Origin of the sequence: Paraburkholderia caffeinilytica, from assembly GCF_046030355.1 — a bacterium.
In the GTDB taxonomy this organism is placed as follows: domain Bacteria; phylum Pseudomonadota; class Gammaproteobacteria; order Burkholderiales; family Burkholderiaceae; genus Paraburkholderia; species Paraburkholderia caffeinilytica_B.
The window spans coordinates 32,404-52,764 of sequence record NZ_JAQQCQ010000014.1; the positions used below are offsets into that span (position 1 = coordinate 32,404).

17 protein-coding genes are annotated in these 20,361 nt (G+C 56.8%); 9 read left to right on the forward strand and 8 right to left on the reverse strand.

The window, feature by feature from the left end; translation table 11 throughout:
* Nucleotides 1-21 precede the first annotated feature (21 nt).
* Both PQQ95_RS21000 and PQQ95_RS21005 read left to right on the forward strand, forming a co-directional pair.
* The gene (locus tag PQQ95_RS21000) at nucleotides 22-483 is read left to right on the forward strand and encodes a GIY-YIG nuclease family protein (protein WP_408440127.1); all 462 of its coding nucleotides are present in this window, start codon (nucleotides 22-24) and stop codon (nucleotides 481-483) included.
* A 59-nt stretch (nucleotides 484-542) separates the two neighbouring features.
* Complete coding sequence (locus PQQ95_RS21005; protein ID WP_408440130.1) at nucleotides 543-2,705, forward strand: GmrSD restriction endonuclease domain-containing protein; 2,163 nt, start codon at nucleotides 543-545, stop codon at nucleotides 2,703-2,705.
* A gap of 225 nt (nucleotides 2,706-2,930) precedes the next feature.
* Here PQQ95_RS21005 and PQQ95_RS21010 read toward each other — a convergent pair whose 3' ends face one another.
* Nucleotides 2,931-3,890 (reverse strand): H-NS family nucleoid-associated regulatory protein, encoded by a 960-nt coding sequence (locus tag PQQ95_RS21010; RefSeq protein ID WP_408440133.1) that lies wholly within the window; start codon nucleotides 3,888-3,890, stop codon nucleotides 2,931-2,933.
* Between the two features lie 164 nt (nucleotides 3,891-4,054).
* Here PQQ95_RS21010 and PQQ95_RS21015 point away from each other — a divergent pair, with 164 nt between their 5' ends.
* The 4 genes from PQQ95_RS21015 to antC all read left to right on the forward strand — a co-directional run bounded on the left by PQQ95_RS21015 (nucleotide 4,055) and on the right by antC (nucleotide 7,537).
* Entirely contained in the window at nucleotides 4,055-4,372 is a 318-nt protein-coding gene (locus PQQ95_RS21015; RefSeq protein ID WP_408440135.1) for a hypothetical protein, read from the forward strand.
* 243 nt (nucleotides 4,373-4,615) lie between these two features.
* Nucleotides 4,616-6,001, forward strand: coding sequence for an anthranilate 1,2-dioxygenase large subunit (gene antA, locus PQQ95_RS21020; protein WP_408440137.1), 1,386 nt, complete (start codon nucleotides 4,616-4,618; stop codon nucleotides 5,999-6,001).
* 2 nt (nucleotides 6,002-6,003) lie between these two features.
* Nucleotides 6,004-6,492 (forward strand): anthranilate 1,2-dioxygenase small subunit, encoded by a 489-nt coding sequence (gene antB / locus PQQ95_RS21025; protein WP_408440140.1) that lies wholly within the window; start codon nucleotides 6,004-6,006, stop codon nucleotides 6,490-6,492.
* Nucleotides 6,493-6,508: 16 nt separating this feature from the next.
* Nucleotides 6,509-7,537 (forward strand): anthranilate 1,2-dioxygenase electron transfer component AntC, encoded by a 1,029-nt coding sequence (gene antC, locus PQQ95_RS21030; protein WP_408440143.1) that lies wholly within the window; start codon nucleotides 6,509-6,511, stop codon nucleotides 7,535-7,537.
* 91 nt (nucleotides 7,538-7,628) lie between these two features.
* Here the strand turns inward: antC and PQQ95_RS21035 are convergent, their stop codons facing one another.
* The 5 genes from PQQ95_RS21035 to PQQ95_RS21055 form a co-directional block, all read right to left on the reverse strand.
* A complete protein-coding gene (locus PQQ95_RS21035) occupies nucleotides 7,629-8,651 on the reverse strand; it encodes an AraC family transcriptional regulator (protein WP_408440146.1) in 1,023 nt (340 codons plus the stop codon).
* Between the two features lie 129 nt (nucleotides 8,652-8,780).
* Nucleotides 8,781-10,034, reverse strand: a complete 1,254-nt coding sequence (locus tag PQQ95_RS21040) for a porin (protein ID WP_408440147.1) — start codon at nucleotides 10,032-10,034, stop codon at nucleotides 8,781-8,783.
* Nucleotides 10,035-10,073: 39 nt separating this feature from the next.
* The gene (locus PQQ95_RS21045) at nucleotides 10,074-11,054 is read right to left on the reverse strand and encodes an MBL fold metallo-hydrolase (RefSeq protein WP_408440150.1); all 981 of its coding nucleotides are present in this window, start codon (nucleotides 11,052-11,054) and stop codon (nucleotides 10,074-10,076) included.
* Between the two features lie 197 nt (nucleotides 11,055-11,251).
* Entirely contained in the window at nucleotides 11,252-12,619 is a 1,368-nt protein-coding gene (locus PQQ95_RS21050) for an MFS transporter (protein ID WP_408440151.1), read from the reverse strand.
* 97 nt (nucleotides 12,620-12,716) lie between these two features.
* Nucleotides 12,717-13,700: an MBL fold metallo-hydrolase gene (locus PQQ95_RS21055; protein WP_408440154.1), complete on the reverse strand. Its 984-nt coding sequence runs from the start codon at nucleotides 13,698-13,700 to the stop codon at nucleotides 12,717-12,719.
* Between the two features lie 224 nt (nucleotides 13,701-13,924).
* Here PQQ95_RS21055 and PQQ95_RS21060 point away from each other — a divergent pair, with 224 nt between their 5' ends.
* Complete coding sequence (locus tag PQQ95_RS21060; protein WP_408440157.1) at nucleotides 13,925-14,869, forward strand: LysR substrate-binding domain-containing protein; 945 nt, start codon at nucleotides 13,925-13,927, stop codon at nucleotides 14,867-14,869.
* 312 nt (nucleotides 14,870-15,181) lie between these two features.
* Here PQQ95_RS21060 and PQQ95_RS21065 read toward each other — a convergent pair whose 3' ends face one another.
* Nucleotides 15,182-16,159: a beta-propeller fold lactonase family protein gene (locus PQQ95_RS21065; protein WP_408440159.1), complete on the reverse strand. Its 978-nt coding sequence runs from the start codon at nucleotides 16,157-16,159 to the stop codon at nucleotides 15,182-15,184.
* A 964-nt stretch (nucleotides 16,160-17,123) separates the two neighbouring features.
* On the opposite strand from PQQ95_RS21065, the gene PQQ95_RS21070 reads away from it, so the two are divergent.
* Nucleotides 17,124-18,647 carry a recombinase family protein gene (locus PQQ95_RS21070; RefSeq protein ID WP_408440162.1) on the forward strand — a complete coding sequence of 508 codons (1,524 nt, stop codon included), beginning with the start codon at nucleotides 17,124-17,126 and terminating at the stop codon, nucleotides 18,645-18,647.
* A gap of 334 nt (nucleotides 18,648-18,981) precedes the next feature.
* Nucleotides 18,982-19,605 (forward strand): plasmid partitioning protein RepB C-terminal domain-containing protein, encoded by a 624-nt coding sequence (locus PQQ95_RS21075; protein ID WP_408440165.1) that lies wholly within the window; start codon nucleotides 18,982-18,984, stop codon nucleotides 19,603-19,605.
* On the opposite strand, the gene PQQ95_RS21080 is transcribed toward PQQ95_RS21075, so the two are convergent.
* Complete coding sequence (locus tag PQQ95_RS21080) at nucleotides 19,602-19,964, reverse strand: hypothetical protein (RefSeq protein WP_408440168.1); 363 nt, start codon at nucleotides 19,962-19,964, stop codon at nucleotides 19,602-19,604. The two genes, PQQ95_RS21075 and PQQ95_RS21080, sit on opposite strands and share 4 nt — an antisense overlap.
* Nucleotides 19,965-20,361: the final 397 nt, after the last annotated feature.

The window sequence follows — 20,361 nt, forward strand, 5'->3', positions numbered from 1 at the left end:
AATTTCGCAGGCAGAGCAGGAATGAAAATCAAAATCGAATGGACCACGCCGGTTACGCTCAGGAAGGACCCCGCCCTCATCTATAGTACTGCCGTGGTCGAAGACATCGTCGACGCCCCGGGCGTGTATGTATTTGCTCGCAGGTACGGAGACAGCATCACACCACTATACATCGGCAAGGCATCCAACCTAAGAAGCCGAATCAAGCAGCAGCTAAATAACCTCAAGCTGATGCGACAAGTCCAGAGTTGGAACAAAAATGGGGCCCGCGTGCTCCTGCTTGGTTATCTGCAGACTCACGGCTCACAGGATGAAGGTAAAGTCCTGGATATCGCCGAACGAGCTTTGATTGAGCACGGGCTTGCTGAGGGTCACCCGCTGGTTAATGTTCAAGGCACTCGCAAACCAGTACACACCTTAAGCTTCAGTGGTGGCAGGCTTTCCGAACAGGTTGCACCACGAGAAATGTTTTTGAAAGCATAGCGCGTCAACAACAACATACCCACGCCGCCGAGCGCGGCATTGCTCGAAACGGGGAAAAGATGGCAGAAACCAAGGTAAATGTGCACACCCCGACGCTCGTCGGCCTGTGTTCATCCAAATCGTTGCGGATGCCCGTTTTTCAGCGCCCATACGGATGGCCGCCTGAGAAAGCGGTCGAATATTTTCGGGATTTCCTTACCAACACCGCGGCAAACAATCTGTTTGGCTCGGTTTTTGGCTACTCACAACGGGCGTGGCTTCGTTCACCCCGCGACGCGGGCGAGAACGAACTATACGTGACTGACGGCCAACATCGTTTGGTTACCTCGGCAGTTGCGGCGATTGCCTTGCTCGCCGAACGTGAAAGCCGTCTTACTGTCGCCGAAACGTTGGATTCGATTAGCCCGGACACGGCGTATGCACTCGAACAGTTGCGCAACAGCGCTGAGCTCAACGACTTGCTAAAGATTGCTGCGACCAATCTCGAGTTCATGGTCGATTCTGACGGCCGCACCGCCTCCGTGCATGACTTTCTTGTGCAAACCGATGGCGCGCTCGCTCAGTTGCACGCCCAAATCGAGAGTACTCGCCGCCCCTTGTCAGAAGCGAAGGCGCGTGTGACTGGTCGCCGTCGGTCCCCAATCTACTTCAGACTGCTGCAGAAGCACGCTGCACAGGGGCTAACGCCGGAAGAGTCTGTCGATTTCGAGAGACATGCAGCACTCGCCAAACAAATTCAGGATGAACGCGACATCCTTGATGTCCTGTCGCGTCACACATCCGCCGAAATTGCGCGGCTCGAAACCGAAGTTAGAGCGCTGTCCGATATTCCACTGTACGCGGCATACGTTGGCTTAAAGACTTTTCTTCATGCCGCGCCGACGGCACAGCTATCCGCACTGCTGACAAATTTCTCACGTCGACAGAAAAGTTTCGCAGTCGCGCTCCTTATTCTCGAGCCGAGCATCAGCGAAGTCGACGATATTGCGGTCATGGATGACGAAGCAGCTGAAATTTTCGCCCAAATCAACGGCCAGACCAAACCGCTCACACCGGGTGAGCTGCTGAATTCCCTGTTCCGCAGTTTCAAGGGCTTCCATGGCGATAAGCCAAGCGAAATCGTCGACCACTTGAATAACAGCGAACTGTTCGCGCTCGACGGAGAACGCATCGTTGACTATCTGGCTAGATACGTCACCACCAACGGCAACACCAAGACATCTCAGTGGGTGCGCCAGCTGCTTGCCAATGTGCGTGCGGTAGGCGGCGCCACAGCGACGCAGGCCCGTCAAACGGTCATAGCGGGACTGCACGCGCTAGAAGGCTTCGAGAAGCACCTGCTCGATAACGCAAATACAACGATGGCAGCCTATGCGCATCTCTACAAGGCTCACGCCCGCGCACCTTTTGTCTCGTCCCTATGGGTCATGGTGGCGCGTATCTGGGAAGCTGCTCAGAAAAGCGACCATCCTCTCGCAAAGAATACCGTCGTCCAAGACCTGTATCGGGTCATTTTGCTTTTACGTCTCGCGAGCATAAATAATCGCAGCACGGTTAATCTGACGCGCGACTTGGCCAACAAGAAGTCACTGGAAGAAGTGTTCATCTATATTGCCAACGGCCTTGGGTACGGACGCGACAAGCCATCAATAACGCCCGAAATGGTTGAACACGTCCGGCGTGAAATTCGCGAGGTTCTGGTCACCGGAGAGTTCGGCTTGAGTCAGCATCGCAATTTTGCACGTGTACTGCTCGCGACGGCTGATTTCGAGGCGAGCAGTCTGCGTGTGTCGTTCCAACAACTCTTCCAGTATCAGTTTGAGCACGTCTTGCCGCAATCGTTGAAGACGCTGCAGCTCAATCTTGAAACTGAAGACGATACATCTGACGTCCGGCAAGCGCAAAGTTCAATTGTCGCAATGTTAGAACTACCCGAGACAGAGCGCGCATCGCTCATCAATCGATTGGGTAATGGCGCGTTGCTTGAGCAGGCGGCCAACATCTCGCTTGGAAATATCTCGCCCTACGAAAAACTGCTCGCCATCGACGCGAAGGGATTGCACAACGGCTACTGGCCGTCACACCTGCAGGCTCTGCGCGACTCGCGTGGCATTATTGGCAAAGAAGAAATCGTTTCGCGTACGGAAGCGCTGTCTGACCAAATTTTGGAATTCCTGTTCAACATGAGCTTCCTTCGCGAGGTTATCGCACTCGCAGCCTAAGAGCGTGCGGCGCAGTCGGCTTGCAACCCCTCGTCGGTGGTGATTTCATGTGATTTCCGATTACCCAGTTGGGAATTGCCCAAACAAACGTTTCCGTGAAATTCGTCGCTCAAGTGTTTCGGAAGTCTTGCTTCGGGAAAACGTCGAATGCTGGAGGTCGACCGATGCTATTAGGCTGAAAGCCCCACTGGCATCGGCCTGTGCATGCTGGCTTTAAGCGCTCATTTACTGCGCTACTTCTGGGACAGCGGTAGCGTCAGTTGTTGCCGTAGCCTTTTTAACGACAGACACTTTATCCACCGCAGCTTGCTTTGCAAGCGGCGCCGGGGCCTTCTGCGCTGCGACGACTTTCTTTGCCACTGCCTTCTTGGCAACAACACCGCTCTTGCGGGCAGTCATCGGCATGCTCGCGTTGCTGACAGCGCCAGCTTCCGACGAAGCCATTGCCGGCCCAGCATCAACTAAAAACTTCGTCCGGTCTTTGGCACCAGCCAGCCACCCGGGCGCCCGTCCACGCCCACTCCAGGTCGCGCCGCTCTCGGGGTCACGGTAAAGCGCCGGCTGCGGTCCTTTGTGTTGCCCCTTACCACCGGTCGCGCCAACAGCTTTCGATGCCTTCTTTGTCGCAGCCTTCGCCTTGCTCACAACACCGGCCGTCGCCGCGCCAGTCGCTTCGGCACCACCTGCAATCAGAAATTTGCTGCGGTCCTTGACGTTAGCAAGCCAAGCCGGAGCGCGACCGCGGCCGCTCCATGTCGCGCCTGATTTGGGGGCCTGATGCATCGCCGGCTGCGGACCGCGGACATAAGCTCCCGCCGACTTCGCCTCCTTGGCAGGCAGCGGCTTCACTGCGGCCGCACCCGCATCGACCAAGTATTTGTCGCGGTTCTTAGCAGCCGCAATCCATTGTGGCGCGCGCCCGTGCCCAGACCACGTTGCGCCGCTTTTCGGGTCCCGGTATTTGGCGACAGACGTAGCGGGCTTCGCGGCGGTCTTTGCCGTCGCGTGTTTCGCGCGCTGCTTGCCGCCAGCGGGCGCGCCAATGTCAGCGGCGGTTATGCCGTGTTTTGCCATCAACTCGCGAATCTTTTCGATAACGCCCGACGATTGCTTTGCAATCAGCGCATCCGCTTGGGCCTTCAATTTATCCATCTTCGCTTGGATTGCTTCCAAAGTCGTTGCCATCGAGTAACCTCCTTATGAACGTGGCCGCAATATGCCACGGTCGCGTTAGAAAGCGCTAGTACAGTGACTGGAGCGGCTTATCAGGAAAAATCACACGACTGCGTCATCGCACTCCACGCCCTCAATGTTGTCCGTTCAAGGCTTGCCCTTGCCGCGAACATTACTTGGTGGTTCCGTTCGTCGACCAGTTCAAGACGCGGGTTGCGCTGCTTGCCCTCTTTGTCGGCTCGATGTGGGCGACGTTCTTTCTGTCGGTTTCAATGCCTTTCCTGCACCTAAACCGTCACGGTGTTGTCCCGCGCACGCTGGGCGGCCTGCGGGGCATCCCGTTCGCGCCGTGGCTGCATGCCGGGCTCTGGCATATCGCGGCCAATACGGGCGGCTTGCTCGTGCTCGGCTGGCTCGCGATGTGGCCGCGCATCACCAACTTCTGGCAGGCGACGGTCGGCGGCCTTACGACGGTCAGTCGCAACTTCCGCTGAAAAGTGAGGAGTTTTTGCTTCACTAGGTTAGCAAAAGTACAAACCTTGCTAGCCCATAGCGAAGCAGAATGGCCGTTCGACGCGTCGAAACTCTGACACGAGAGCCAGTTGATTGGTATTGAAGCGCGCGCCCGAACCAGCGGATAGAAATCCAAAATTGGCTGGATAGTGGGCGCAAGGCATTCCCTGTCCAATGAGGTCATTCGATAGCCCACGTCGCAGGTGCGACAAGGATGACCCCACATGAATGACACGACCTCGACTAAAGATTGGAGCCAGTTCGTCGGCAGCTGCCTCGACTTCCGTCCGGCGGAAGGCGTCTACCGCATCGCTCGCGAGATGTTCACGGAGCCCGAGTTGTTCGCCCTCGAGATGGAACACATCTTCGAGAAGAACTGGATTTACGCCTGCCATGAGAGCGAAATTCCGAACAACAACGACTTCCTGACGATGCGCGCCGGTCGTCAGCCGCTCATCATCTCGCGAGATGGGAACGGCAGTCTGAACGCAATGGTCAATGCCTGCCAGCACCGCGGTGCGACGCTCACCCGCATGACCAAGGGAAATCAGACGACGTTCACCTGCCCGTTCCACGCATGGTGCTACAAGAATGACGGTCGCCTCATCAAGGTCAAGGCACCGGGTGAGTATTGTGAGGACTTCGACAAGAACCAACGGGGCCTCAAAAAAGCGCGAGTATCGAGCTATAAAGGCTTTGTGTTCGTCAGCCTCGATGTGGAAGCGACCAACAGGCTCGAAGACTACTTGGGGGACGCACGCATCTTCTTCGACATGATGGTTGCCCAGTCGTCGACGGGCGAACTCGAGGTTCTGCCTGGTCGCTCGACGTACACGTTCGACGGGAACTGGAAGCTCCAGAACGAGAATGGCCTCGATGGCTATCACGTCAGCACAGTCCACTACAACTACGTCGCGACGGTCCAGCATAGACAGGAGACCAACTCCAAGAACGGCGAAGCGGCGAATGGCACTCTCGATTACAGCAAGCTCGGTGCCGGCGATGCAGAGACCGACGACGGCTGGTTCGCTTTCAAGAACGGTCACAGCGTATTGTTCAGCGATATGCCGAACCCGGAGGTGCGCCCCGGCTACGACACCGTTATGCCCCGTCTCGTCGAGGCATACGGTCAGGAAAAGGCTGAATGGATGATGCATCGGCTTCGAAACCTGAACGTCTATCCGAGCCTGTTCTTCATGGACCAAATCAGCTCGCAATTGCGTATCGTTCGGCCGCTCGCTTGGAACAAGACCGAAATCATCAGCCAATGTATCGGCGTAAGGGGCGAGTCGGCGAAAGACCGCGAAAGCCGCATCCGGCAGTTCGAAGACTTCTTCAACGTCTCCGGCCTGGGCACGCCCGACGACCTGTCCGAGTTCAGAGAGCAGCAGCGCGGCTTCCAAGCTCGACTTGAGCGTTGGAGCGACATCTCCCGCGGCCATCACAAGTGGGAAACGAATGGCACGACCAGCACCGAGCTGCTCGGAATCTCGCCCGCGTTGACCGGCACCGAGATGACGCATGAAGGCCTGTACGTCAATCAACATAGCGCGTGGCGGGATGCACTGCTGAATGGCCTCGCCAAATCGTCGAACAAAGAGGGAGAGTAACCATGAGCGTGCTGCGAGAATCAGTCGAGGATTTCCTGTACCGCAAGGCCGAGCTCTGCGACCGTCAGCAGTGGGACGAGTATCTCGAACTGTTCGACCCGACGAGCGTTTTTCACGTTCCTCAATGGGACTCCGAGCATTTGTATACGGTGGACCCGAAGCAAGGCATGTCCCTCATCTACTATGCGGACCGCTCGGGTCTCGAGGACCGCGTCTATCGAATCAGGACCGGTAAATCGGCTGCGTCTACCCCGCTGCCTCGGACGATGCACCAAATCACCAACGTCCGAGTCACTGAACTCTCGGCGACGACCGTCCAGGCAGGTACCAACTGGTCCACGTTCCACACTAGGCATGGCGAAACTGGCTATTTCTACGGTCACGCTACCTACGAACTGCGCCGCATCGACGATACCTGGCGTATCTCGAGCAAGCATGCCCTTCTGCTTAACGACAGGATTAACGAAGTCCTCGACTTCTACCATCTGTAACTGGGGAGCAACGACCATGATGCATAAGGTCGCGTTGAACTTTGCAGACGGCAAGTCCGTCTTTTTCAACATTCGGGAGAACGAGGTCCTGCTGGACGCCGCGCTCAAAAATGGTGTCAAGATTCCCTTGGACTGTCGCGAGGGCGTCTGTGGGACCTGCCAAGGTCTATGTGAAAGCGGCGTCTACTCTCAAGACTACGTTGATGAAGAAACGCTGAGCCCAGATGACTTGAAGCAGCGCAAGATTCTTTCGTGCCAAACGCGCGTGAAGTCTGACGCGTCGTTCTACTTCGACTTCGATTCCACTCTTCTCGAAGGCAAGGGGACGTCTTCGATTTCCGGACGTGTCAAGAAGGTCGAGCTTGTGTCGCCGACGACCGCCATCTTGCACCTCGACGCAAGTGGACATGCTGAACAACTCGACTTCCATCCGGGACAGTATGCTCGCCTGAAGGTACCTGACACTGAGGAGTGGCGGTCGTATTCGTTTTCCAATTGCCCCAACGCACAGAACCAGCTGCAGTTTCTCATTCGGCTGCTCGAAAACGGCGCCATGAGCAACTATCTGCGCGACCGCTGCAAAGTTGGCCAGACAGTCGAAATGGAAGCACCGTTCGGCGCCTTTTATATGCGCCACGTCGAACGCCCACTCGTCATGGCGGCCGGCGGCACGGGCCTCTCGGCATTCCTCGGAATGCTCGACCAGTTAGCGAAACATGGCGGAGCCTCAAAGCCCATTCGACTGTACTACGGTGTCACTAACGCTGCGGACCTGTGTGAAGTGGACCGTCTGCGCAAATACGCAGAATCGATTGGCCAGTACCATCTCGAAATCGTTGTGATGCGTCCGGACGCAGGCTGGACTGGTCGGACCGGCGTCATCCCCGAGCATTTTGACCGGGCTTTCCTGGCAGCTAACGAGTTCGATATGTATGTCTGCGGGCCTCCGCCGATGGTAGAAGCCATCAAGACCTGGCTTGTAGATGCGAATATCACAGGCTATCGACTCTTCTATGAGAAGTTTGCTGAGAGCAACACTCGATAGTGAATTCCTGCGAGGGCGGCACCCGTCGGCAACGTTGGCGAACACACCGGCTCGCAACTAGACGGCAGACCCGCCCGATGGTCGCCGCTCCTCAGACACATCCCGCTTTACTGGCGAGTAGCTGCCGGCCTCGTTTCAACGTATCCGACGGTGACTCGCCGAACATCTCTTTGTATTCAATCGAGAAGCGTCCCAGGTGCGTGATGCCCCAGCCCATAGCGGTTGCAGACACGCTTTGTACCTGTTTGCTGGAGCTGAGTTCATCGCGCACCGATTTGAGGCGATACTTTCGCAAGTAGCCCATGGGCGGGCATCCAAGATGCCGCTTGAAGCCTTCGAATAGCTTGGGCCGGAGCACGCCCGCTGCGCGCTCAATATCGTTCAAGGTGATTGGGTCCCGTGCATTCTCGTGAACGAAATCGCGAGCCTTTGTGACGTAGTGAGGCGTCGCACGCTCCAGTGCCTTCGAAAGGCTGTCCGAGTAATTGTTGGGTTGCGATAAGAGTAACGTCTTCAGTAGCGTTATCTCGAACTCGCTCGACATGTACAACCTGACCAGCTCCGGGCTTGCTCGCTCCAATTCCCCAATTAGAAACTTCACCATGCGCCACCAAGATGCCTGGTCACCCATTGTCGCGTCCATCTCAGGATGAAAGACAATGGGCGCGTCGGCGGAGCGTCGCAGCATAGTTTCGAGCACGTGGTGGATTGCGCTTCGTGAAATTGCTACATGCACTTTCCGGCAGTTGCCTGAAATCTCCAGGTCCTGACTGTCGTCAGGGCTCACAATCAGCCCGTGGTTTTGGTCGGACAGCCAGTGCTTGCCGCGCGGGCTGAGTTCTTGATGCCCGACCACAGGTAGGCTGAGACTGTAGCGAGATAGCGGCTCTTCCTTTCGCACTGCGACTGTCACATCTGTCCCATACTCGACGTATCCGAGCATCGTAGACATCGTCCCGAAAACCGCTCCGGACTGGTGGAAGTGCAGACCCTTGGGTCGCATCGCCCGAAGCGAGTGAGGGCCGCAGATGGCTGCCATCCAGTCACGCGCACCATTCAAATCGTCGTGAGCCGCGCAGAGCTCCCGATTGGTGCCTGTTATGCTCGTGTGCATATGATGCCGCCTAATGGAAATCGCGCACCTGCGTCAGTACGCCTGGTGCGCGGCAAGTTGCAAGGCCGTCCATGAATTCTTTCGAGTTCAGGGCAACTCTTGCCCCACGTCGAAGATAGCAGAGAAAATTCAGAACCGGTGGGCAATACCGGCCGTAAGCGCAAGCTGGTGATTCGTAGCCGACGGGCTCATGTATCCGATTTGAGCGACGGCTGGCTTACCCAACGAATTCGTTCCGGCCGCCTGTTCCCAGGCAGCAAGAACGTACAAATCGGTCCGCTTACTCAACGCATAGTCGCCGCCCAGCGAGACTTGGTGGTAATGCGAAGTGCCTAGGTTTCCGACGCTCGAAACCCACGCATAGTCGTAAGCAGCGCCCACGTAAAATAAGGGAGTGACGTGATGTTGGATGCTAACCTCTGCATTGTTCACATGAACGCTTCCTTGAAGGTGCAGCGAATTCGGCCCGGATTGACTGGTGTTGCCAAGTCCTTCGAATGCAGTTCGCGTGAATACAGCGCCGAATTGCTCGGCGCCCATTGTGTACGTCATGCCGACGGCGACTTCTTCGAGCGTGTTCGCTGACGCAAAGCCCGCAATGATGGGAGCATTCTGCGCCGATGTGGCTGACCCGGCCGAACCTAGATTATTGCCAGTGACGCCGCTCGAACTCGGGTTGATTCCATATGCAGAGATATTTGGATTGCGCGCGTTGAGGTAGCTCACGGCTGCCTGCAGGCCGGAAACGTTGTAACGAAGTCCTCCGCTGACTACCGAGTTTTGCGAAACCGAACCCGGTACTCCCCCGAGGCCAACGAGCGCACCAAAACTCAGTCCATGAAAATCAGGGCTCTGGTACTTGACCGAGTTGTTCGCGCGCCGGATGTTCAGAAGCCCGTCCACGTTTCCCGGATGCGTCGAGAATTCGCCGCCGAACGTCGTCACTGCGGAGAGAGCGCCGACGTATTCCGTGGTGAATTCGTACTGGCGCCCTGCCGAGAGTGTGCCGAGCTTGTTTGATTTCAAGCCGACCCACGCTTGCCGTCCAAACTCAGCGCCTCCTTGTGCAAACGCTCCGTTTGCCATTGAGAAGCCATTTTCAAGGTTGAAAATGGCCTCAAGCCCGCCACCGAGGTCTTCTTTACCACGGAGACCCCAACGACTTCCCATCTTGCCCGCGTTTAGGCCGTCGGCTACGTAAACCTGCCGGTGCCCGACCGGAACACCGTTCGCACCAACCGACGTCTGTGTGTTCGATGAATAGTTAATGCCGATGTCGACGACCCCATATAGGGTGACTGCAGATTGTGCGTGACTCTGAGCTGCGACCGCGAGTGCGACAGCAGCGACTGCCGCTCGAATCGGAGTGAGATACGTTTGCATGTTCGTACGCCTTGAAGTTATTTGCGGTTTGCGAGGTGTTTAGACAGGTTCCTTGAACTTGGCGTCGGCGTCGTACGGCAATTGATGCACGCCGGTATCGTCGACAACGAACGACATCAGGTCATCGCCGATGACAAACGGACCGTCGTAGTGCTCCGCGATTCGGCTGCGCAACTCGTCCATGCTCGCGCGAGGAATGCCGTAGCGGCTGTAGAGCGAAATGTGCGCGAGGACAGCAAGTTTCGGCCGTGATTCGCTGAAAATCTTCGCGGTCGTGTCCGGATTCGCAAGATAGCTGTAGAAGTGGTTCGCGTAGGCCATGTCACGCTTTTCAAGCTCGCGGCTCGCAATGGCGACGCTTTGAACCATCAGGTCTGCACCCCTCGCATTTTTGGTCAAATTCTCGGAGTACGAGCAGTCGTCCGTAATGACGACCGAGTGACCTTGATACTCAACGCGGTAACCATAGTCCGGCTGGGTTACGCCATGGGGAATCAGAAACGCACTCACCTTGACACCGTCTTTCTCGTACACCAAGCCAGGATGCGTGGTGTGGGCTTCGATAGAAATCGCGCCAGGGTTGGTTTCGTGAGCGAGCAGACGCAGTCGATTGTTATCCTTCAACATCAGCTGCAAACCAGCGGCGACGTTATCGATGCCAACCGGGCCGTACATGATGAACGGCCTGGTCCGTCGTCCGTCGTCGGTGGGGTGCGGCGCCGAAGCGTAGAGGTCCGTCAGCCCGGTGACGTGGTCCGAGTTCATCAGGCTGATGAATACCGCGTCGACATCCCGCAATGGCACTTTGGCTTGGTGGAGCCGCATCGCCACGCCGCGGCCCGCGTCGAAGAGAAGCTTCTGGCCGCCAGCCTCGACCAGCATGCTGATACCGAAGCGGTTGATGTTGAGGATAGGGGTGCCAGTTCCGAGCAGGGTGACCTTGATGGATTGGCCAAAGGCCGACGTCGCTGCCGCAGCGGTCAGGACCAGCGCCGCTGCGAGTTTCGCTACTTTATTCATGTAGTTTTCCTACGTTGTGTCAGGGGGATGACGAGAATCTACCGGTCGCTGAAATCCGTAAAAATACTCAATTTTTATCGGGGGATAACGAGCCGTTATGCACGCCCAAAAAGCCGAGGACGCGACGCGCCGGCCGTTGCTTGCCGGCGTCGTTTTCACGTTGCTCTGAAGTCGGGCCCACCATTGCGGCCTCAAGGTCAAGATGTCGTGCGCGCCTCGTCCCCGAGCATGGAGACCTGCAATCGACGTTCGCGCTCATGCGAAGCGGACTTGCTGTGGTTAATCGCAAGGACGGCCAGCGACGCAATCAATCCGGTGCTAGAAATCAGAATGAAATTGGCCTGCATCGTGAAATTCTGCTCGACGAAGAAGCCGATAAGCAGCGGCGAAAGCATCGCGCCCAGTCGCCCCATTCCAAGCATCCAACCCACCCCGGTCGCTCGTGTAGCGTTCGGATAGAATTGACCTGCGTACGCGCAGCCAACAATCTGCGTGCCGATAGTCGATGCGCCCGCGAGCGCGACGAAAACGTAGAGCAGCCCTTGGCTCAACCCCAACCCCAGTACCGAAATCGACAGCGCAGCCACGAGATACATCGAAGCTAATACGTACTTGATGTGCAGCTTGTCGGCTAACCAGCCTCCACCGATTGCGCCAACGATACCTCCGGCATTCAGCACAATAATGAATGTGAGAGCAGAGCCGAGGCTGTATCCCGCACTCGCCATCATCTTGGCAAGCCACGAACTCAGCGCGTACACCATGAAGAGACACATGAAGCACTGGACCCAGAGCATGACGCTACTGAGTGCCTTTCCCCCTGAGAAGAGGCTCGGCACTGAGGCCACTTTGCTGCTCTTTTGTGTCTGAGCCGAGAGCTCAATCTCGGCCGACGCGACTTCTGCGTCTGGAGCAACGCGTCGCAGAATAGCCTTTAGTTCAAGCCCTTTCTCCTGCTTCCAAAGGAACAAAGCCGACTCGGGCATTGCTGCGAATAGAAGCGGGAGCAGGAGGAGCGGCACGCCAGCGGCGAAGAAGAGATAGGACCACCCGTACTCAGCCATCACGCCCTTGCCAAGGCTAGCTGCCAAAACTCCCCCAACGGAATACCCGCTAAACATAAGCGTGACGAGTAAGCTTCGCACCCTCTTCGGGGAATACTCCGTCATCTGCGCGATGACGTTAGGCATCACGCCGCCGATGCCAATCCCTGCCAGGAACCGGGCCACAACAAACTGCGTCGGAGACGTGCTCGCGCCGGCCACCGCCGTGAAGAGGCTAAACAATGCAACGAAGAGCACGATGGAGCGACGCCGGCCGAAGCGCGTGGCTAGGGCACCACTCGATAGATTGCCGAGCATCATGCCAACCAAGGCGCTGCTGACCATTACTCCGGCAAACGTAGGTGTCAGGTGCATCTGCTCCATGATTTTCGGCAGAGCGATGCCCACCACCGCGAGGTCATACCCGTCGAAGACGATGATGAGAGCGCACCATAGAAGAAGCTTGAGGTGAAATGAATTAAATCTCGCGTCATCGATGACGTTTTCGGCAACTATCTTCATGTTTGCTTTTCTGTGTGGGGCGTGGGGAAGTCCGCCGCAGCGTGCAATCGCCTGCGGCGTCCGTGGCTACCTGGAAGGAGAAAGTAGCTTCGACTGTTTAGTTGATGGGCTCGAGCTGACGCTGCGCGGGTTGATAGGGCGTACGCACGACGCCGTTCGATGACACGACAAAGCGCATCAGGTCTTGGCCGACGACAAACTTGCCGTCGTAGTTCTTGCTGATACGCTCAACGATTTCCTGGTCGGTAGCTCGCGCAATGTTCCCGCGGCTATAGAGAGAGATGTGGGAAAGGACCGCATCGCGCGGTCGTGCTTCGCCGAGGATTCGTGAGACCATTTCGGGATTGGCGAGATAGTCGTAGAAGTGCTTCACGTACGCCGGGTAGGCGGCCTCGAGTTCACGACTTCCGACGGAAACGCAGTGAACAAGCAAGTCGGTGCCCTTCGCGTTGGACACCAAGTTCGGCGCGTAGGTCGTGTCGCCGGAAAGGACGACTGACCGGCCGGCGTAGTCGATGCGATACCCGTACGCCGGATGAACGTGACCGTGGTCTACGAGAAATGCTCGGACGACGACACCGTCCTTTTCGTAGACCACGCCACCGTTTGCGGCAATCGCATGGGCGTTAATCGAAGTCGCCTCGTGGTCGACTTCCTTGCCGCCTTCCCGAATCCGATTGTTCTCGACGAACATGGTCTGAATGCCGCTCGCAACGGAATCGATTCCCTCGGGGCCATACAGCTCCAGCGGCTTGGTCCGACGCCCGTCGTCCGTCGGCAACGGCGCGCTGGCGTAGATGTCGGGAAGTCCCGTCAGATGGTCTGAATGCAGGTGGGTGATGAAAACCGCATCGAGGTCGCGCAGGGGCATCGAGATTTGATGAAGACGAATGGCTGCGCCGCGCCCCGCGTCGAAAAGAAGCTTCTGCTTGCCGGCTTCAACGAGAGTGCTCATGCCGAAGCGGTTGACGTTCAGGATGGGGGTACCGGTGCCCAGCAGAGTAACGGCAATCTCGCCTTCCGCGGCATGTGCCAGCGGCGCAGCGAGGAGGCTCAGACAGGTGGCCAGCGATGCGGCCAAGGTTTTTATCAACGTGGCTGTTCGCATAATTAGACGTATAAAATGGTTGGGTCGGTTCGTCCGGACCTTACTGTCGCGAGCGGTTCGAACGGTTGGTATCCGCGAGCGCTGTGCGTCTCAGCTCATCGCTGCTGATAGCGGGATGTAAGAAATTTAGCGCGCACCAGTGAACATAAAAATACTGAATGCTCATCAGGTGATAACAGCAGGTTATTGGGGTACACATGAACGAACGACACCTCATCGCTCGGCTGAGAATCAAGCATCTTGAAATGCTTCTGGTGCTGGCAGAGGAGCGCAGTGTCCACAAAGCAGCGCAAAAGTTGCAGATGAGTCAGCCCGGGGCAAGCAAGATGCTTCAGGAGCTCGAGGCGTTGTTTGAAGCCCCATTGTTTGTGCGAGACGCGAGCGGGCTTGAACCGACTGCGGTCGGCGAACGCCTTATTGACCGCGCGCGGATTATGTTGGGAGAAGTGCGCCTCATGAAGGCTGACACCGACGAAGCCGCATTCGGAGTGACGGGACGGGTCCGCGTTGGTATGGCGGCTGTCGCGGCAACGACGCTCCTAAGTACCGTCGTCCACAGCATGCGGAACGAGGCGCCTCGTGTGACAGTCGAACTTCAGGAAGGGTCCATAACCTGGCTTATTGAAGCCTTGCTCAACGGTGTCGTCGACTGTGTGCTCGCGCGCCTGTCAGAACACACGTCATCGCCGAAGCTGACGCGCGAGAGTCTTTACGACGAACGAGTTGCGACTGTTGCCAGAGTTGCCCATCCAATCCTTGATGCACCGGTAGCTTCGGCCAAGGAGCTCGCGAACGTAGATTGGATATTGCCTGCCCGCGGCGCGCCGATGCGAGAGTCGATAAACCAATTCTTTGCCGCTCATCGTTTGCTGATGCCACAACCAGTTGTCGAGTCCGTCAGCGTGGTGGCAAATCTGTCCATCGTTCAAAACTCAGACCTGCTTTGCTTTTTCCCTCTCCCAGTGGCGGAAGAGTTCGACCGTTTGACGGCAGTCAAGATTGTTCGAACGGATTTGAATCTGGTGATGCCGCCCGTCGGCTTGGTCACAAGAAGCCAGTCACCCTTGTCGCTCGCAACGCAGCTCTTCGTGAAACTGACCAAAGAAGCCGTCGCAAGCAGCGACAGATGGAAGCTGGATTAGCGGCCGAGGACAATTCCAGCACACGGGGCAGCGACGGGACAGCGCTGCCGTGAGCATTAGATTGTCCGGTGTGCCAAATCGTATGCTTAGTGTCCGACGCTGGGAATTTCCGAACGGTTGCGGAACATGGCTGGGCAGGGGACGCAGATAGTCCCCTGTGCTGCCATTCATAACTGGGCCTCGAGCAGTTTAAGTGTGATGGCCGCAGTGCCTTCTAAGCCAACACCATGCGCTGAGTTCGTATTCGATTCTCGAGGATTTATCCGAATGAGCCTCTGGTAACTTCGGCGCAACCAGAAACTCCGGCGTGTATTACGCAAACGGTACGGTAGAGGGTATGTACGGAAGAGCGTTCGTTGCAATGTTGTATGCGCCTGGAACAGGGATGGTCTTGATAACGGCCAATGAGGTCGTATCAAGCACAATGACCTGTCCATTACCCGGGTCTGCGACGTATACTGTTTTCCCATCCGGGGATAGCGCAATCCCTTCAGCGGTCGAACCGCTTGGCAGCTGCATCGTCCCATTCAGCGCGTTCGTGGCTGCATTAACAATCAAGACCCTGCCATATTGCCCAAGGAAAATGCTTTTCCCATCAGCCGTCACAGCAATACTATCGATGTCAAGATTGTCGAATTGAGTCGCGGGCTGTGCGACATATGAGTTCGCGTTGACGACCGAAAAATTACCAGCGAGCCCGCCAGCATATGCAATCGGCTGCGAAGGCGACGCTGCGACGGCGTAATAGGCGTACGGAACCGTCACAGATGCCAAAGTCGCAAGAGTTGTTGTATCGAATACCAAAAGAACCGTTGTACTCGTGTCAACCAGGAAAAGCTTTTTGCCGTCCGCACTTAGAGCCAAGAATGGAAGTCCGTTCTGCTGCGCCGGCAATGCCACATATTGCACGACGGCTTTGCTTCCGATGTCGATGATGCTGAGATGAGGCGGTGTGCCACCTAGTCCAAACGTGATGTAAGTGGTCTTCCCATCAACGGACAGAGCGAGGCTGAACGCGTAAGCGCCTATCTGTATCGGGGAATCGATATTTGTCGCCGTGTTGATAACGTGAATGACTCCAGCCGTATCCCCCGCCTCTAATACCACAGCGCGAGAGCCGTCGGAAGAGACCGCAACACTCGTTGTGTCGTTTGTAGCCGGGATACTGGCCATAACAGTGGTGGTCGCGCTATCAATCGCATATATGGCATTCGGACTTGATACAGAAGATACATAGAAAAGTGCTGCTTGCGCCGAAGACGAAGCCATGAATGAAGTCACGACTGCCACGAGAAGACATCTGCACAGCGCATTTCCTATTCTCCGACTTAGCGGGTCCTTGACGTCTCCCTTTCATGTTGATTGCAGACTTTTCTCTGCCGCGCAGGTAGTTGGCGCCGCGTGAGAGGATATTAGGAGACGCCATCGGCGCGTTCTGCGCCTAATGCTACCTGTCCGTGCGGTACCGAACACTTCGATAAGCCAGGCCCTCGAGTGCCTTTCCTGACTCGAGGTTCCACGCATCGACAATGAAATAACGAAGCGCTTAATCCGCGAATCTCTGTGCATTCGACATGGAATTTCGTGGGATGGCGAGTCTGCGTTGCGTCACGGCTTGCTGACATGAAGCAACTTAAATCCGACGCCTGTCTTATAAACTCGAGGAGTCTGGCGCTGTTCTCTGGCAATGGGCGTGCGTGCCGGTGAACGGTCAAGTTCCTTTACTGCAGAACTCGAATCGGCGACCGGAGGCCGCGGCCTCCCAATCAAAGCAGAGTGCATCTCCACAGCAGCGGCAGTCCAGGCGGCGCGTCTGCACACATCCGTCGACCACGAGTCTGGTAGTCGGAACCGAACTGCGCAGTGCTTTATCATCTTTGCAAGCTGTGTTGGACACGCTGCACATCCTTGACGGCGACCAGCGATAGATATGTCTGTCCGGATTGGGTAACGTGACAATGACCGCTTGACCTGCGCCGAACCGCGGTCACGGCGGTGATTCGCGGAGCTGCGAAAAGCCAACGTCCTCATCTTCCAACTTGCACACAGCTTAGGTCCGGCCGAACGACGTACTTGAACCACAACCGCTTCCGCACAAGACTCGGTCTTGTGGCGTTGTGACACGACTCTCCTTGACTTCCCCTGCAAAAACACTATCACTGACCTGTGCTGCAACCGGACATGTCAAATGCCTTCCGGACGGAGTCGACGAGCAAGTCCATCTGTGCCTGTCCGTGCCGCGCAGTACATACGCATGTCTACGGACCACCAGGAATACTCCCCCGTCTTCCAAAGACAAGCTATCGCGGCGTATGCCGTTGCCCATCACATCCGCATTGTCAGTGTGTACGAAGACGCTGGCATAAGTGGCTTAACGTTGCGAGAGCGTCCTGCACTCATCCAGCTGTTGTTGGACGTTGATAACCCGAAGCGCAAGTTCACCACGGTGCTTGTGTACGACGTCAGTCGCTGGGGCCGTTTTCAGGACGTTGACGAGGCCGCATTCTATGAATATGCCTGCCGGCGTGCAGGAGTCAATGTTGTATATGTTGCGGAGCCTTTTGAGAACGACGGAAGTCCAGCAACGTCAATATTAAAGGCGCTAAAACGGGCGATGGCCGCAGAGTTCAGTCGCGAGATGTCCCGCAAGGTTTTCCTGGGGCACTGTCTCAATGTCGAACGAGGCTTTCATACCGGTGGTCCACCAGGCTACGGATTACGCCGCATCCTTCTCGACGCTGACCATCACGCCCGACACCCCCTCGACAGGTACGAATACAAAAGTGTTCAGACCGACCGCGTCATCATCGCCCCGGCCCCCGGTGCCGAAGCGGCAGTGGTTCGAAAGATTTTTGAATGGTACGCGACGCAACCAGTCACCGCGGCTGCCATAGCAAGGCGCCTAAACGATTTCGGAATTCACAACGGCTTCGGTCGAGTGTGGCAGGCGCAAAACATTCTGAACATCCTCCGCAACGAAATGTACATCGGCACGAATGTCTACAGTCGCACCACCTCCAAACTGGCCGGTCCATGGGCGCGGGTTCCAGAAAAGGATTGGATTCGTGTCCCGGGAGCGTTTGAGCCGGTCGTCGACAAGCACATCTTCACCGCTGTTCAGCAAAAAATGGAACGAGCCCGGCGTAGGCCCACGAGGGATGAGATTACCGCCGGTCTACACAAAGTCATCAAACGAGCAGGCAAGCTCAACCAGGTAACACTGAGGCACTACCGCAGCGCGCCATCTGTCGAGCAGATAATGCGCGAGTTTGGAGGCATGAACGAGGCATACAAGGCCATAGGTTACGTACCGAACCTCGACCCAGCCCGCTCTGAGAATCGTTCGGTCGAACGCCGGATGGAAAAGCGGGTCGCCAACGTGACCATCGAAGTTCTGCAAAGTCTGGGTCACGAGGTGCGATACGAAAAGCACACGGATACGATGTGTGTCGACGGCTCGTTGAGACTGAAGCTCGTTGTTCGCAGTCCGTGGCTTATAGGCGGCAGCATTCCCTACTGGGTCGCACGTTGGCCAAACTGTTTCCCCATCGATTTCCTTATATATGGCCGCATAGAGCGCGCGCGTTCGGAGCTCCTCGACTTCCATATCTTCCCGCGTGGAAGCCTCGTTCCCGGGGCGTACACGGTAATCTACCGGCACGGCCAGGCACATTTCAAAGCGTATCAGCATTCAAATCTGACACGCTTGCTTGACATCGCTGAGAGCGTCCCCCTGGTAACACTGGTAAGCACGACATCCTGTGGGAGAGCCCCTTGATACGCCCGCGTCGACCAGGCATCGGTCCCTCTGGAATTAAGCCAAATCTGCTCAAGCAAGATGGCAAATCAAACCGAGCAGAGCTTCGACCTGAACGTCGTCGTGCCGGTGGACGCGCGACACCGGAGACGAAGGCCAAAGAGGTCCTCATGCTGGAGCGTGCGCGCCAGCAAACTACAATCAGACATATGAGGGCGACATGCGGCGAGGCGACCCTGACGACAAAGGTCCTGCTGGAGCTGCTGTCGGACCCAGCCTTCGTGGCGCTGTTACGCGCCGAGGGGTTCACCTCAATACCGAAGCTCCTTCATCAACGGCTCGTGGAGCAACACTGATGACCCAAGCTCAACCTGCAAGGTTCATACGTCGCTCAAGCACTGTCCGCGGCGGGTGCGAAAAGCCGTCCGAAATCTGTGCGGAGGCGTTCGCGCTGGTTGCCGGGAAAACGCTTCCGAAACGGACAGTCGCGGCCCTCGCGAGGATGACTCCGGCGCGTCAGGTGGCAGCTGTCCAGACTATGACCGCAGTAGACAATCTCTGCGGAGATTTCGCTCGGGCCCTGCTGGCAGCGACGCCATCCAGTGAGAGGGTCGATGATGCACGGGGACGACAGTCTCACCCTGATTACGCTGGCCGACTGGCCAGGATGGAACGGGGACTTGTTCAAATGCAACTCGAAGCCACAGAGCTGCGCTCGCATTACGACGGAGACCTGTTTCATCTGGCACTTGCCGCCAGTTATGTGCGGGGCTGGATGCGGAATGAAGTGGTTACAACCTGGCTTTCCTCGCACCATCCGGAGTTCGCCGTCGTACTTGAGCGTCTGGCGAAGGCCGCGGACTCTGCAATTGAGCCAGCGCGCTCCATGAAGCTCCCATACTCGCCGGCTGCCCGTCCCGCAGTGTCGCGCAAAGGCAAAGCAGGAAGACACCCAACGACAGGCATCCAGACCCGTTAAAACCACCGCGTACCAGCAAGGTGGGTCAAACAGTGCTGGTAGATGGTCCGCGCCATTTCTGAACGAAAATCGAGCCTCAGATTCTCACAGAACAGCGTGGTAATCATCTGCCGCGAAAAAACGGGCAATCGTGCCGTCTCCAACTGTCGGGCCAGTTCCAGAGCGCGACTCGACAGCATGACCCGTTGCATGACATCAGCGCCGCCACCATTGGTCTTTAGCCACAAGGTCGTGGACTCCACGACGTGGCCATGTGACAGCCATTCGCCAGTCAGTTGCTTCGCGAGCAGGTGAGAGGAGACAAGATAGGCAAGCAGTTCGGCTCGCGCCCGGAGGTCGAGGTTGAGTGGATTCTTCACGCTTTGACGCAATCAGTGGACCCAATGAAGATGATACAGCGGTCATGGCCAGCGGCAGCATTTCTGGTGGTGGCTGATTCGAAGCGGCAGCAAAGGACAAGGAATCCGGTCCATCCGATTCCGGGCATCTCGACTTAGGACACGCAACGAACATGTCCTGTGCTGGATGTGTGCGGAATTCCAGAACCACGTTCACGTGTTTCTCCTTCTGCAAAATCTCAATCTTCCAGTCAGATTCAGCTTCATGTCTGTAACCACATACGCGGCAGACGCATTGGGGCATGACCGGCGCGCGAATTTTCTTTTAGCGTTCTCGCGGGGCACTGGCGGGTCTTGCGGTTGAGGCCCCAACTGAAACGCCGGAATGCGGCATCTATCTTCCTTGACTTGGGCTACC